Origin of the sequence: Faecalibacterium sp. IP-1-18, assembly GCF_023347355.1 — a bacterium.
Lineage (GTDB): Bacteria > Bacillota > Clostridia > Oscillospirales > Ruminococcaceae > Faecalibacterium > Faecalibacterium prausnitzii.
Window position 1 is genome coordinate 2,701,739 of sequence record NZ_CP094472.1, and the last position, 14,231, is coordinate 2,715,969.

At 58.7% G+C, this 14,231-nt stretch carries 14 protein-coding genes; all 14 read left to right on the forward strand.

Going from position 1 to position 14,231, the window contains the following annotated elements; genetic code table 11:
- The first annotated feature begins 28 nt into the window (after nt 1-28).
- The 14 genes from glgB (at nt 29) to atpC (ending at nt 14,155) form a co-directional block, all read left to right on the forward strand.
- Nucleotides 29-2,254, forward strand: a complete 2,226-nt coding sequence (gene glgB, locus MTP43_RS12825) for a 1,4-alpha-glucan branching protein GlgB (protein ID WP_117528139.1) — start codon at nt 29-31, stop codon at nt 2,252-2,254.
- An 86-nt stretch (nt 2,255-2,340) separates the two neighbouring features.
- Nucleotides 2,341-3,534, forward strand: a complete 1,194-nt coding sequence (locus tag MTP43_RS12830) for a glucose-1-phosphate adenylyltransferase (RefSeq protein ID WP_117528141.1) — start codon at nt 2,341-2,343, stop codon at nt 3,532-3,534.
- Nucleotides 3,528-4,655: a glucose-1-phosphate adenylyltransferase subunit GlgD gene (gene glgD, locus MTP43_RS12835; protein ID WP_249234875.1), complete on the forward strand. Its 1,128-nt coding sequence runs from the start codon at nt 3,528-3,530 to the stop codon at nt 4,653-4,655. Before MTP43_RS12830 ends, glgD begins: the two co-directional genes overlap by 7 nt.
- Nucleotides 4,656-4,819: 164 nt before the next feature.
- A complete protein-coding gene (glgA, locus tag MTP43_RS12840) occupies nt 4,820-6,238 on the forward strand; it encodes a glycogen synthase GlgA (RefSeq protein WP_113993175.1) in 1,419 nt (472 codons plus the stop codon).
- Nucleotides 6,239-6,861: 623 nt separating this feature from the next.
- Nucleotides 6,862-7,122 (forward strand): AtpZ/AtpI family protein, encoded by a 261-nt coding sequence (locus MTP43_RS12845; RefSeq protein ID WP_172679811.1) that lies wholly within the window; start codon nt 6,862-6,864, stop codon nt 7,120-7,122.
- Nucleotides 7,123-7,137: 15 nt separating this feature from the next.
- Nucleotides 7,138-7,641 (forward strand): ATP synthase subunit I, encoded by a 504-nt coding sequence (locus MTP43_RS12850; RefSeq protein WP_015537346.1) that lies wholly within the window; start codon nt 7,138-7,140, stop codon nt 7,639-7,641.
- Complete coding sequence (locus MTP43_RS12855; protein WP_015537345.1) at nt 7,642-8,385, forward strand: F0F1 ATP synthase subunit A; 744 nt, start codon at nt 7,642-7,644, stop codon at nt 8,383-8,385.
- A gap of 51 nt (nt 8,386-8,436) precedes the next feature.
- Nucleotides 8,437-8,718: an ATP synthase F0 subunit C gene (gene atpE / locus MTP43_RS12860; RefSeq protein WP_005921517.1), complete on the forward strand. Its 282-nt coding sequence runs from the start codon at nt 8,437-8,439 to the stop codon at nt 8,716-8,718.
- A gap of 37 nt (nt 8,719-8,755) precedes the next feature.
- Nucleotides 8,756-9,262 carry a F0F1 ATP synthase subunit B gene (gene atpF, locus MTP43_RS12865; protein WP_015537344.1) on the forward strand — a complete coding sequence of 169 codons (507 nt, stop codon included), beginning with the start codon at nt 8,756-8,758 and terminating at the stop codon, nt 9,260-9,262.
- Nucleotides 9,259-9,798 carry an ATP synthase F1 subunit delta gene (gene atpH, locus MTP43_RS12870; protein ID WP_112090726.1) on the forward strand — a complete coding sequence of 180 codons (540 nt, stop codon included), beginning with the start codon at nt 9,259-9,261 and terminating at the stop codon, nt 9,796-9,798. Before atpF ends, atpH begins: the two co-directional genes overlap by 4 nt.
- Before the next feature lie 89 nt (nt 9,799-9,887).
- Nucleotides 9,888-11,408 (forward strand): F0F1 ATP synthase subunit alpha, encoded by a 1,521-nt coding sequence (atpA, locus tag MTP43_RS12875; protein ID WP_005921512.1) that lies wholly within the window; start codon nt 9,888-9,890, stop codon nt 11,406-11,408.
- 19 nt (nt 11,409-11,427) lie between these two features.
- Nucleotides 11,428-12,276, forward strand: a complete 849-nt coding sequence (gene atpG, locus MTP43_RS12880) for an ATP synthase F1 subunit gamma (protein ID WP_055186785.1) — start codon at nt 11,428-11,430, stop codon at nt 12,274-12,276.
- A gap of 82 nt (nt 12,277-12,358) precedes the next feature.
- Entirely contained in the window at nt 12,359-13,753 is a 1,395-nt protein-coding gene (gene atpD / locus MTP43_RS12885) for a F0F1 ATP synthase subunit beta (protein ID WP_005921508.1), read from the forward strand.
- A 3-nt stretch (nt 13,754-13,756) separates the two neighbouring features.
- On the forward strand, nt 13,757-14,155 hold the full coding sequence (gene atpC, locus MTP43_RS12890) for an ATP synthase F1 subunit epsilon (protein WP_097783026.1): 399 nt from the start codon (nt 13,757-13,759) through the stop codon (nt 14,153-14,155).
- Nucleotides 14,156-14,231: the final 76 nt, after the last annotated feature.

The following is a 14,231-nucleotide window of genomic DNA, read 5'->3' on the forward strand; positions in this document are numbered from 1 at the left end:
TCGGCTTCCGCACGGGGAGGAGCAGTCTATGAAACCGACCGAAGAAAAGATTCAGAGCAACACATCGGACCTGCCGGTGTACCTGTTCAAGCAGGGCAACAACTGCGAGGCTTACCGCTACTTCGGCGCACATCTGGAAACACGGGTCGGGGAGTCCGGCGTTGTGTTCCGCGTATGGGCACCGCACGCCGTAGCCATCAGTGTTGTGGGCGACTTCAACAGCTGGAAGCCCGGCAGCCATCCCATGCACAAGGTGGATGGCGATTCCGTGTGGGAATTGTTCATTCCCGGCATGAAGGAATACGATGTTTATAAATATTGCGTGACCACCCGTGCAGGCGACCTTGTCTACAAGGCCGATCCCTACGCCTTCCACGCCGAGACCCGGCCGTCCAACGGCAGCAAGGTCTACGATCTGTCCGGCTTTGCATGGCACGACGCCGCCTGGCAGGCCGCACAGAAAAAGGCGGACGTGATCAACGGCCCGATGAATATCTACGAGATGCACGCCGGCAGCTGGAAGATGAAGGAGGGCGGCAAGCCCTACAACTACTCCGAGCTGGCGGACGAGCTGATCCCGTACATCAAGGATATGGGCTACACCCATGTAGAGCTGCTGCCGGTGATGGAATATCCGTTTGACGGCAGCTGGGGCTATCAGGTCACCGGCTATTTTGCACCCACCAGCCGCTACGGCACCCCCAAGGACTTTATGGCCTTTGTGGATAAGATGCACGCCGCAGGCATCGGCGTCATCATGGACTGGGTGCCCGCCCACTTCCCCAAAGACCAGTTCGGCCTGTACAATTTTGACGGCGAGGCCTGCTACGAGGATCCCAACCCCAAGCGCGGCGAGCACAAGGAGTGGGGCACCATGGTGTTCGATTTCGGCCGCAACGAGGTGCAGAGCTTCCTCATTTCCAGCGCACTGTACTGGCTGGAGCAGTACCACATCGACGGTCTGCGCGTGGATGCCGTGGCCTCCATGCTGTATCTGGATTACAACCGTAAGCAGGGTGAATGGGAGCCCAATAAGGACGGCGGCAAGGAGAACCTTGAAGCCATCGCTTTCCTGCGCAAGCTGAACAACACCGTGCTGGGTCGTCACCCCCACAAGTACATGATCGCCGAGGAGTCCACCGCGTGGCCCATGGTCACAAAGCCCGCTTCGGACGGCGGTTTAGGCTTCAACTTCAAGTGGAACATGGGCTGGATGAACGATATGCTCAGCTACATGAAGACCGACCCGCTGTTCCGCTCCGGCAACCACAACAAGGTGACTTTCAGCTTCTTCTACGCTTTCAGTGAGAACTTTGTCCTGCCCATCAGCCACGATGAAGTGGTGCACGGCAAGGGCAGCCTGCTGAATAAGATGCCCGGCGAATATGACGACAAGTTTGCCAATCTGCGCACCTTCTTCGGCTACATGATGGCACACCCGGGCAAGAAGCTGCTGTTCATGGGACAGGAGTTCGGTCAGTTTGCCGAGTGGAACGAGGCAAAGCAGCTGGACTGGATGCTGCTGGATTACGACAAGCACGCCGAGCTGCAGAACTACGTCCGTACCCTGAACGCCTTCTATAAAGAGCACCCCGCCCTCTGGCAGATCGATTACAGCTGGGAGGGCTTCCAGTGGATCGTACCGGATGACTCGCAGCAGAGCGTCATCGCCTTCCTGCGCAAGGACGCCGCCGGTAAGCAGATCCTTGTCATCTGCAACTTCAACCCCGTCCTGCGCGAGGGCTACACCCTCGGCGCACCGGTGTCCGGCACCTATAAAGAGATCCTGAACAGCGACGATGCCGCTTTCGGCGGCTCCGGTACCGTGCACAACAAGCCGGTGCGTACCCACAAAAAGCCGCAGCACGGCTTTGAGCAGAGCATCACCGTTACCCTGCCGCCCATGAGCACTTTGTACTTTGAGGTGCCCACAAAGCGCACCCGCAAGGCAGCAGAGGACAGCGCGGACAAGCCGGCAAAAAAGACCGCCAAAAAGGCCACCGTCAAGGACGCCGACAAGCCGGTAAAAAAGACCCGCACCACCAAGGCCAAGGCCGCCAAAACGGCGGATGAAAAACCGGAAAAAGCAAAAAAGACCGCTGCCAAGTCCAAGGCAAAACCCGAGGCCGCAGCGGACAAGCCGGTAAAGAAAACCGCCGCCAAGGCAAAGACCGCGGCAAAAGCAAAGCCTGAGACCGAAGCAGAAACCAAACCCGCAAAGCGCACCCGCAAAGCAAAAGCACCCAAGGAATAAGGATGCCCACACGGATGCACGCACGAACATTCTGAACTGTTGACTATCATTTCCAAAAAGGAAATGCTAAAGGGGAGAATAAAGCTATGGCAAAAGAAATCGTGGCAATGATCCTTGCCGGTGGACGTGGCTCGCGCTTATACGCGCTGACACAAAAGACGGCAAAACCTGCGGTGTCCTTCGGCGGTAAGTACCGCATCGTGGACTTCCCGCTGTCCAACTGCGTCAACTCCGATATCGACACCGTTGGTATCGCAACGCAGTACCAGCCCCAGAAGCTGAACGAGTACATCGGTAACGGTCAGCCTTGGGATCTGGACCGTCTGCACGGCGGTGTGCACACCCTGCCTCCTTACGAGCAGGCAAACGGCACCGACTGGTACAAGGGCACTGCAAACGCCATCTATCAGAACATTGGCTTCATCGACAGCTATAATCCCGAGTACGTCATTATCCTGTCCGGCGACCAGATCTGCAAGCAGGACTACGCCGACTTCCTGCGCTTCCACAAGGAAAAGGGCGCAGAGTTCTCTGTGGCCGTTATGGAAGTGGACTGGAAGGAAGCTTCCCGCTTCGGCCTGATGGTGGCGGACGAGACCGACCGCATCACCGAGTTCCAGGAGAAGCCCCCTGTGCCCAAGTCCAATCTGGCCTCCATGGGCATCTACATCTTCAACTGGGATGTGCTCAAGAAGTATCTGATCGAGGACGAGGCTGACCCCAACTCCAAGAACGACTTCGGCATGAACATCATCCCCGCCCTGCTGCGTGACGGCCGCAAGATGTACGCCTACCGCTTTGCCGGTTACTGGCGCGACGTGGGCACCATCGACAGCCTGTGGGAAGCCAACATGGAAGTGCTAGACCCCGAGAACTCCGGCATCGATATCTTTGATAAGACTTGGAAAATTTACAGCCGCAACCCCGTGCTGCCCGCCCAGAAGATCGGCGAGCGCGCCGTTGTGCAGGACTCCCTCATCACCGAGGGCTGCAAGATCTACGGCAACGTCAAGCACTCTGTGCTGAGCGCAGGCGTTGTTGTGGAAGAGGGCGCTACCGTTGAGGACGCCGTGCTGATGGACGGTGTCGTGGTCAAGGCAGGTGCCGTGGTCAAGCGCTGTATCCTTGCTGAGGACGTTGTTGTGGGCGCAGGTGCAAAGGTCGGCGGCGAGGGCGCTATTGCCCACGTTGGCACCGGTCTGACCATCGGCGCAGGCGCTACCGTCAAGGAGGGCGCAAAAGTGTTTGAATCCGTCAAGGAGGGTGTGGAAGTATGCTGAGACAGAACACCAATGCGTTGGGTATCATTTTCCCCAACAGCTATGACAATACCGTTCCCGAGCTGGTGACCGAGCGCGCAATGGCCTCGATCCCCTTTGCGGGCCGTTACCGCATGGTAGACTTTGTGCTGTCCAGCATGGCCAACTGCGGCATTTCCAACGTTTCCATCGTGGTGCGTAAGAACTACCACTCCCTGATGGATCATCTGGGCACCGGCCGCGAGTGGGATATGGCCCGCCGTCACGGCGGCCTGAACATCGTGCCTCCCTTTGCAGAAAAGGGCGTGCGCATCTACTCCGGCCGTGTGGAGGCGCTGGGCTCCATTCTGAGCTTCCTCGAGCACCAGAAGGAGAAGTATGTGGTCATGAGCGATGCCAACATCGCCGTCAACTACGACTTCAACGCCCTGCTGGCTGCCCATCAGGCCAGCGGTGCCGATGTGACCGTGGCCTATCAAAAGACCGAGATCCCCGAGGGCCGCAAGAACGACAACTACACCCTGACCATTGATGCCGATGGCCGCGTGACCGAGCTGCTGTTCAACGACTACCGCTCCGGCGTGCAGAATCTGGATCTGAACATCTATGTGCTGGAACGCGAGACCCTGATCAAGCTGGTCAAGGACGCCACCGCCCGCGGTCTGATCTACTTCGAGCGCGATATTCTGGCACACAACGTCAACATCCTGAACATCCACGCTCTGGAGTACACCGGCTATGTAGCTCATGTCTGCGACATGAAGAGCTACTTTGACGAGAACCTGAAGCTGATCAAGGACGAGAATCTGGAGGCACTGTTCCCCAAGGGCTGCCCCATCTACACCAAGATCCGTGACGATAACCCCACCCGTTACGTCACCGGCTCCAAGGTTTCGAATTCCATTCTGGCCGATGGCTGCGTCATCGAGGGCACCGTGGAGAACTGCGTGCTCTTCCGCGGCGTCAAGGTCAAGAAGGGTGCTGTGGTCAAGAACTGTGTCCTGATGCAGGATACCGTGGTCGAGCCCAACGTGGAGCTGGATTGCGTTGTCACCGATAAGAACGTGAAGATCACCGCCGGCAAAAAGCTGTCCGGCACCGAGAGCTTCCCGGTCTACGTCCAGAAGAACCACACCGTCTGATCGAGCAATATCCATAGGGGCGGCTTCCTCCCCGGTAGCCCCTCTTGAGAGGGGCGGGGGCACTTGTGTGCCCCCGCCTGCTCTTTTGTATGCAAGGTTCGCGCCGCTTTTCATGGCGGCGGGGAGCGCGAACATCTGTCTGTATCATGGAAGGAGCGAATCCTATGAAGATCCTGTATGCTGCTTCGGAAGCCAATCCCTTTGCCAAGTCCGGCGGTCTGGCCGATGTGGCAGGCGCCCTGCCCAAAGCACTGGTCAAGGACGGCGTGGACGCCCGCGTCATCATGCCCCTGTACGGCGATTTGAAGTACCGCGATAAGCTGGAATACGTCACCAACTACTCCGTGCCTGTGGGCTGGCGCAGCCAGTACTGCGGTTTGTTCAAGGCCGATGTGGACGGCGTGACCTACTACTTCCTGGACAACGAGTATTACTTCAAGCGCCGCGGTCTGTACGGCTTCTACGATGACGGCGAGCGCTTCGCCTTCTTCTCCCGTGCGGTGCTGGAGACTTTGTTCTACATCGACTTCACCCCCGATATCATCAACTGCAACGACTGGCAGACCGCTCTGGTGCCGGTGTACCTGAACCTGTACTATCGTCATCTGGACAAGTTCAACCGCATCAAGACCGTGTTCACCATCCACAACATTGCCTATCAGGGCAAGTACGGCACCGATATTCTGGAGGACACCTGCGGCATCGGCCACCGGGACCAGCATATCGTGGAGTACGACGGCTGCGCCAACTTCATGAAGGGCGCTTTCGAGACTGCCGACAAGATCACCACCGTCAGCCCCACCTACGCACAGGAGATCTTGGACCCGTGGTTCAGCTACGGTCTGGACGCCCTGCTGCGTGAAAAACAGTACAAGCTGTGCGGCATCCTGAACGGCATCGACATGGACGCCAACGACCCCGCCACCGACAAGAACATCCCCTTCAATTACAGCATCAAGACCTTTGAGACCGGCAAGGCCAAGTGCAAGGAAGCTTTGCAGGACAGGTTCGGTCTGAATAAAGACGGCAGCCCCGTCTTTGGCATGGTCAGCCGCATGGTGGGCATGAAGGGCTTTGACCTTGTGCAGAGCATTGCCGACGGTCTGGTGGACCGCGGCATCCAGCTGGTCATTCTGGGCAGCGGCGAGAGCCAGTACGAGAACTTCTTCTCCGACCTGTGCGGCCGTCACCCGGGCCGCGTAGGCACCTATATCGGCTTTGAGCCCAAGCTCTCGCAGGAGATCTACGCCGGTGCAGACGCCTTCATCATGCCCTCCAAGAGCGAGCCCTGCGGTCTGGCACAGATGGTGGCCTGCCGCTACGGCACACCTCCCATCGTCCGCGAGACCGGCGGTCTGCGCGACTCCATCCACGACAGCACCATGGGTGACGGCAACGGCTTTACCTTTGCCGGTTACAACGCCCACGAGCTGTATGTGGCCTGCTGCAACGCACAGGATGCCTACAACAACAAGGAAAACTGGAAGAACCTCGTGCGTCACTGCATGGAGTGCGATTTCAGTTGGGACGTTTCCGCCAAGAGCTACGAGGGTCTGTACAACGAGACCGCAAACCTCTGGTAAGCGTCTGAATCCCAAAGTACCCGCCGGGGCTGCCGCACAAACGTGCGGCAGCCCCTTTTGCGTGGGACGATTTAAAATGTGCTCCGCGTTGCTCTGCACATAGTTCAAGGAAGAATTATTTATAGTTTCGGAATTTCGGAGCGTCTGCGGACGCTCCGAAATTCCCTTTTCACCGGAAAAGCCCCAAAGGAAAACGGCAGCTGCCGTTTTTCGTTACGACCCCTCCCGTGAAAATGCGTTTGGAGCGCTCCGCAGAGCGCGACAAACGCGAAATAAAAATTTAATTCCTCTAATTATGGCTAGAGCACAGCGGAAGCCATTTTAAATCGTCCTCCCCGCCGGGAGCCGACCTTTCACTGTTTTTTACACTCTGCACAAACTTTTCTGAAAAGTTTGTGCAATGATGCAATCATCGGCGCACAATGTGTGTTATAGGTGCACATTTATGGAATCAGTCTTAACAAACTATGAAATTTTACTATATTTCGGTGGAGAATTGATTGCAATATCCGACGCTTTGAAGTATACTGAGGGCATAGACTTTTTGGCTGCCTGTCCGTCTCCGGCATTTTTTCCAAATGCTGGAATGCGGGCGGCACCCGCAGAAAGGAGCGGCGCAGAACTTGAAGGGCTGGTACAAGGCTTTGGAAGATCTGGTCTGGCTGACCCAGCTAGGGCTGAATATGCTGCTGCCGCTGGTGCTCTGCCTTGCCGGATGCTGGTGGGCTGTGGAGCACTGGGGCTGGCCGGAATGGCTGTTTTTGCCCGCTGTGGGTCTGGGGCTTGCCGCCGGGGCGCAGAACTTCTGGGTGTTCTGCAAGGAACGGCTGGAGCGCTCCAAACACGAAAAAAATCATCGGGTGGGCTTCAACTCCCACCAGTAATGGAGGTTCGTTTTTATGAAATTGCAGCCGGAATCCAAAAAGGAGCTGCTGCGCATCGCCTGCGGCGTGTCTCTGTGCACTGCCGTGATGTGGGTGGTGTTTGCAGCGCTGCATCTGGTGGGCTGGGTGGTCTTTGACTACCGGGTGCTGCTGGGCGGCATCATCGGCGCGCTGGTGGCTATCGGCAACTTTGCCGGCATCTGCTTCGTGGTGCAGAAGGTCATTGACGAGCCGGACGAAAAAAAGCGTAAAGCGCAGCTGCAGATATCCTATAATACAAGGATGCTGCTGCAGGCGTTGTGGATCATCATAGCCATTGCGGCTCCGTGCTTCCAGGCGTTTGCAGGCGTTCTGCCGCTGCTGTTCCCCAGAGTTACGATCTATTATCTCCAGATAACCGGGAAGTACAAGCCGCTCACACCCCCGCAGGAGCCGGTGGACATCGCTGTGGAAGATGACCCCGCCCCTGCTGAGGCGTCTGCGGTGCAGCCCCGTGACGAAGGGGGTGAACAAGAATAAATGGAACTGAACGGCGCAAAGATCCTGTATACCATTCACACCAATATCCCTCTGCTGGGTGATTTTAAAATTACCCAGACCTTGGTAAGCACTTGGATCGTCATGGCGCTGCTCTCGGGTTTTGCCATCTGGCTGGGGCACGACCTCAAGCTGGAAAATGTGTCCAAACGACAGGCCGCAGCCGAGTTCATCGTAACGCGGCTGGAACAGTTCGTGCACGACAACATGGGCTTCCACTTCGATCAGTATATCCCCCTGGTCGGTGCTATTTTTGCACTGAGCATCGGGTGCAACCTGATCAGCGTTGTCGGCCTGTGGAGCCCCACGGCCGACCTGAACACCGAGGCAGCGTGGGCCATCGTGGTGTTTGTTCTGATCATGTACTACAAGATCAAAACGAACGGCATTCTGGCCTACCTCAAGGGTCTGCTCGATCCGATCTTTATCATGGCACCCATCAATGTGCTGTCAGAGATCTCTACCCCTGTCAGCATGGCGTTCCGTCACTTCGGCAACATCCTGTCCGGTACGGTCATCTCCACACTGCTGTACTGGGCACTGGCAAGCCTGAGCCATGTCATCTTTGGCTGGCTGCCGGGCTTCCTGAGTCAGATCCAGCTGTTCCAGATCGGCATCCCGGCCTTTACCGGTTTGTATTTCGACTGGTTCGGCGGCTGCATTCAGGCGTTCATCTTCTGTACCCTGACCACAATCTTCATCAAACGTGCTGCCGGTGAGGACTAAGGCCTTCCGGCATCCCCCAAAACACAAACACATTTTAGGAGGACAAATCTTATGACTGATTTCCAGTATCTGGCTCGTGGTATCGCTCTGGCAGGCTGCGGCATCGGCGCAGGCTGCGCACTGATCGCAGGTATCGGCCCCGGTATCGGCGAAGGCAACGCTGCTGCTGCTGCCTGTGAGGCCGTTGGCCGTCAGCCGGAGTGCAAGAGCGACGTTACCAGCACCCTGATCCTCGGTGTTGCCCTTTCCGAGACCACCGGTATCTACGGCTTTGTTACCGGCCTGCTGCTGATTTTCCTGGCTCCCGGTATGTTCATGAAGTATCTGGCATAAGCCTCCCGATCCGAAAAAATAACGAAAGGAGACGCTTATGGAACTGTATCAGGCGTTGATCACGCTGGATGGCTGGACCTTTCTGGCCCAGATCTGCAACCTGATGATCCAGCTGGTCATCTTCAAAAAGTTCCTGCTGAAGCCGATCAAACAGGTGATCGCCGACCGCAAGGCCAAGGCCGACAGCGAGATCGCAGATGCGCAGAAGCTGCGCACCGAGGCTGAAGCCATGAAGGCGGAGTACGAGCAGAACCTGCAGAACGCCCGCACCGAGGCCAACCAGATCGTAGCTACGGCGCAAAAGACCGCCACCGCCCGCTCGGAAGAGATCGTGGGCGAGGCCCGCGCACAGGCCGCTGCCCTGAAGCAGAAGGCTGAGGCCGACATTGCGCAGGAGCGCAAGAAGGCCGTGAACGAGGTCAAGGACGAGATCGGCGGCATTGCCATGGAGATCGCATCCAAGGTGGTGGAGCGCGAGATCAGCGAGAAGGACCACAAGGACCTGATCGACGAATTTATCAAAAACGTGGGTGAAGCATCATGACCGAAACTGCAAAGATGTACGGCGGCAGTCTGTACGATCTGGCGGCAGAGGAAGGGCTGGAGACCCGCATTCTGGGAGAACTTGACGAGGTGCAACAGCTTCTCAAGCAAAACCCGGACTACCTGCGGCTGCTCAGCACCCCCAGCATCCCCAAAAAGGAGCGCTGCGGCCTGCTGGACGAAGCCCTGCGCGGGCAGGTCCACCTCTATGTGCTGAACTTTTTAAAGATCCTGTGCGAGAAGGGCACCCTGCGGGAGCTGTCCGGCTGCGCACGGGCTTACCGCATCCGCTACAATCAGGCGCACGGCATTCTGGAAGCCACGGCCATCTCGGCTGTTCCGCTTACCGAGCAGCAGCGCGCGGCGCTGCACGCCAAGCTGGAAAGCCTGACCGGCAAGACCATCGACCTTAAAACCAAGGTGGATGCCAAGGTGCTGGGCGGTATCCGGCTGGATATCGAGGGCACCGAGCTGGACGGCACCGTCCAGAACCGTCTTGCCTCCCTGCGCCGGGATATTGCGGCGGTCACTCTGTAACATTCCCCTGCCCTTTGCAAACGGGGCAGAGCACAGAACGAATTTCCACCCGAAATGACTATTATGAATTGAGTGGTGAACAAACAAAGATGCAACTGAAACCTGAAGAGATCTCCAAGATCATCCGTGCGCAGATCAAGCATTACGAAAATGCCATCGAGCAGAGCGAGACCGGCACGGTCATTATGGTGGGCGACGGCATCGCCCGGGCCAGCGGTCTGGAAAAGTGCATGGCAGGCGAGCTGCTCCAGTTTGACAACGGCGAATACGGTATGGCCCAGAACCTTGAGGAAAATACCGTTTCCATCGTGCTGCTGGGCTCGGATGCCGGCATCAAAGAAGGCAGCATCGTCAAGCGCACCGGCAAGGTGGTTTCCGTGCCGGTGGGCGATGCCATGATCGGCCGCGTGGTCAACGCACTGGGCCAGCCCATCGACGGCGCAGGCCCCATTGAGACCACCGAGTACCGCGCCATCGAGAGCCGCGCTCCCGGCATCATCGAGCGCCAGCCCGTCAAGGAGCCGCTGCAGACCGGTATCAAGGCCATCGACTCCATGATCCCCATCGGACGCGGTCAGCGCGAGCTGATCATCGGTGACCGCCAGACCGGCAAGACCACCATCGCCTCCGATACCATCATCAACCAGAAGGGCAAGGACGTCATCTGCATTTACGTTGCCATCGGTCAGAAGCGCTCTACCGTGGCAAACCTTGTGCAGAGCCTGACCGAAGCCGGTGCCATGGGCTACACCATCGTGGTGTCCGCTACCGCCTCCGAGCTGTCTCCCCTGCAGTATATCGCCCCTTACTCCGGCTGCGCCATGGGCGAATACTTCATGCAGCAGGGCAAGCACGTCCTCATCATCTATGATGACCTTTCCAAGCACGCTGTGGCTTATCGCGCCCTGTCGCTGCTGATCCGCCGTCCTCCGGGACGCGAGGCTTACCCCGGCGACGTTTTCTATCTGCACTCCCGTCTGCTGGAGCGCGCTGCCAAGCTTTCCAACGAGCTGGGCGGCGGCAGCCTGACGGCTCTGCCCATCATCGAGACGCAGGCGGGCGATGTTTCCGCCTACATCCCCACCAACGTCATCTCCATCACCGACGGTCAGATCTTCCTGGAGACCGAGTTGTTCCACTCCGGCGTTATGCCGGCAGTCAACCCCGGTATCTCGGTGTCCCGTGTCGGCGGCAACGCCCAGATCAAGGCCATGAAGAAGGTGGCAGGCACCCTGAAGCTGATCTACTCCCAGTACCGCGAGCTGCAATCCTTTGCACAGTTCGGCTCTGATCTGGACGCCGACACCAAGGCGCGTCTGGCACAGGGCGAGCGCATCGTGGAGGTGCTCAAGCAGAACCGCTCCGCGCCCGTACCTGTGGAAAAGCAGGTCGCCATCCTGTACGCCACCATCCACGATTATCTTGTCAACGTCAAAGTGCCGGATGTGGCAGAGTACGAGAAGAGCCTGTACGAGTATCTGGACAACGATGCCGCCGGGGCTGCCGTGATGGACACCATCCGCACCACCGGCAATCTGGATAAGGACACCGAGGAGCAGCTCAAAGCCGTGCTGACCCGGTATACCGAAAGCTTTGTCAAGGCGCATTAAAGGGAAGGAGGCGTAACGCATGGCTGGTTCCATGAAGGACATCAAGCTGCGCATCAAAAGCGTAGAGAGCACCATGCAGATCACCAAGGCCATGGAGCTGGTGGCTTCCTCCAAAATGCGCCGTGCCAAGGAGCGGGTCGAACACAGCCGACCCTATTTTGAAACGCTGTACAAGACCCTGACCGAGATCGCGGCAGCGGACCCCCGGGCCCGCAACCCCTACCTGCGCCGCAGCGAGATCAAGCGCACGCTGCTGGTGGTCATTGCCGGTGACCGCGGCCTTGCCGGCGGTTACAACGCCAATGTGCTCAAGCTGGCCGCACAGGAAAGCGGCAACGTGGAGGTGCTGCCCATCGGCAAGCGCTCGGCAGAGTACTTTGCCCACCACGAGGCCGAACTGTTCACGCAGGAGGTGCTGCTGGCCGCCGATATTTCGGTGGGACAGTGCTTCCAGCTGGCGCGTCAGATCACCGAAGGGTACCGCAAGGGCGAGTTTGACGCCGTAAAGCTCTGCTACACCCGGTTCGATTCCATGATGACCCAGACGGCAGTTTCCATCGAGGTGCTGCCGCTGGCTATGGAGCCCACCGAGCAGCAGAAGGCGGAGGCACGCCGCAGTCAGATCCTGTACAAGCCCAGCAGCGAGGAAGTATTCAGCGCGATCATCCCGGAGTATGTGGCCGGTGTCGTCTACGGTGCCGTGTGCGAGAGCGTAGCCAGTGAGCTGGCCGCCCGCCGCACCGCCATGGACGCTGCCACCAAGAACGCCGGTGAGATGATCGACCATCTCAACCTGTATTATAACCGTGCCCGTCAGGCTGCTATCACGCAGGAGATCACCGAGATCGTGGCCGGCGCGGAGAACTAAAACCCTCTCAGCCGCCTGACGGCGGCAGCTTCCCCGAAGGGGAGCTTGAGCGGAAAAACCTATCAAGAAGGAGTTGTAGCCTATGTCCGAAAAACATATCGGCAAGGTGATCCAGGTCATTGGCCCGGTGCTGGACATCCAGTTCAAGGATGGCGAGCTGCCGGAGCTGCTCAACGCCATTGAGATCGACAACCACGGCCAGAAGCTGGTGGTGGAGGTCGCTCAGCTGACCGGCGACAATGTGGCACGCTGCATTGCCATGAGCAGCACCGATGGTCTGGTGCGCGGCACAGATGCCGTGGACACCGGCGAGTCCATCAAGGTGCCCGTAGGCGACCAGTGTCTGGGGCGCGTGTTCAACCTGCTGGGCGAGCCTGTGGATAACAAGCCCGCCCCCACCCCGGATGCCTACTGGCCCATCCACCGTCCCGCTCCCAGCTACGAGGAGCAGCAGTCCACCACCGAGATCCTTGAGACCGGTATCAAGGTGGTTGACCTGATCTGCCCCTACGCCAAGGGCGGTAAGATCGGCCTGTTCGGCGGCGCCGGTGTCGGCAAGACCGTTCTGATTCAGGAGCTGATCTATAACATCGCCACCGAGCACAACGGTTACTCGGTGTTTACCGGCGTTGGCGAGCGCACCCGCGAGGGCAACGACCTGTACGGCGAAATGACCGAGAGCGGCGTTATTAACAAGACCGCACTGGTCTACGGCCAGATGAACGAGCCCCCGGGAGCCCGTATGCGCGTGGCACTGTCCGGCCTGACCATGGCAGAGTACTTCCGCGATGTGAAGAATCAGGACGTGCTGCTGTTCATCGATAATATCTTCCGCTTCACGCAGGCCGGTTCCGAGGTGTCCGCACTGCTGGGCCGTATGCCCTCTGCCGTTGGTTACCAGCCCACGCTGGCCACCGAGATGGGTGCCCTGCAGGAGCGCATCACCTCCACCCGCAAGGGCTCTATCACCTCGGTGCAGGCCGTCTACGTTCCCGCCGATGACCTGACCGACCCTGCCCCTGCCACCACCTTTACCCATCTGGATGCCACCACGGTTCTGAGCCGTGACATTGCATCACAGGGCATCTACCCCGCTGTGGACCCGCTGGACTCCACCAGCCGCATCCTCAGCCCGGAGGTCGTGGGTCAGGAGCACTACGAGATCGCCCGCGCCGTCCAGAAGGTGCTGCAGCGCTACAAGGAGCTGCAGGACATCATTGCCATCATGGGCATGGACGAGCTGAGCGAGGAGGACAAGCGTACCGTCAGCCGCGCCCGCAAGGTGCAGCGCTTCCTGAGCCAGAGCTTCCATGTGGCAGAGCAGTTCACCGGTATGCCCGGCCAGTATGTGCCGCTGAAGGAGACCCTGCGGGGCTTCAAGATGATCCTGAGCGGCGAGTGCGACGAGCTGCCCGAGAGCGCATTCCTGTTCGCGGGCACCATCGACGACGTGTTCGCAAAAGCGAAGAAGGGGTAAGCCATGACGACCTTTCATCTGACGGTGGTCACGCCGGACGGCTGCGCCTTTGAAGGTCAGGCCGAGCGCATCGTCTGCCGCGCCATTGATGGCGACCTCGCCATTCTGGCAAAGCACGGCGATTACTGCACGGCACTGGGCATGGGCGAGGCGCACATTGTGGATGCCGACGGTCAGCGCCGCCGTGCAGCCTGCATGGGCGGCCTGCTCAGCGTGCTGGACGGGGACGTGCGTCTGGTGGCTACCACTTGGGAATGGGCCGAGGACATCGATCAGGCGCGTGCGGAGGCTTCCAAGAAGCGCGCCGAGGAGATCCTTGCCCGCAAGAACCTGAACGACCGTGAGTACGAGCTGGCACAGGCGCGCCTCAAGCGCGCGCTGGTGCGCACCTCTGTCCGTTAAACCTGTATGAAAAAAGGCACCCGCAGCCGGATGGCTGTGGGTGCCTTTTGTTTTGTGATGGACAATTGGGAATGCG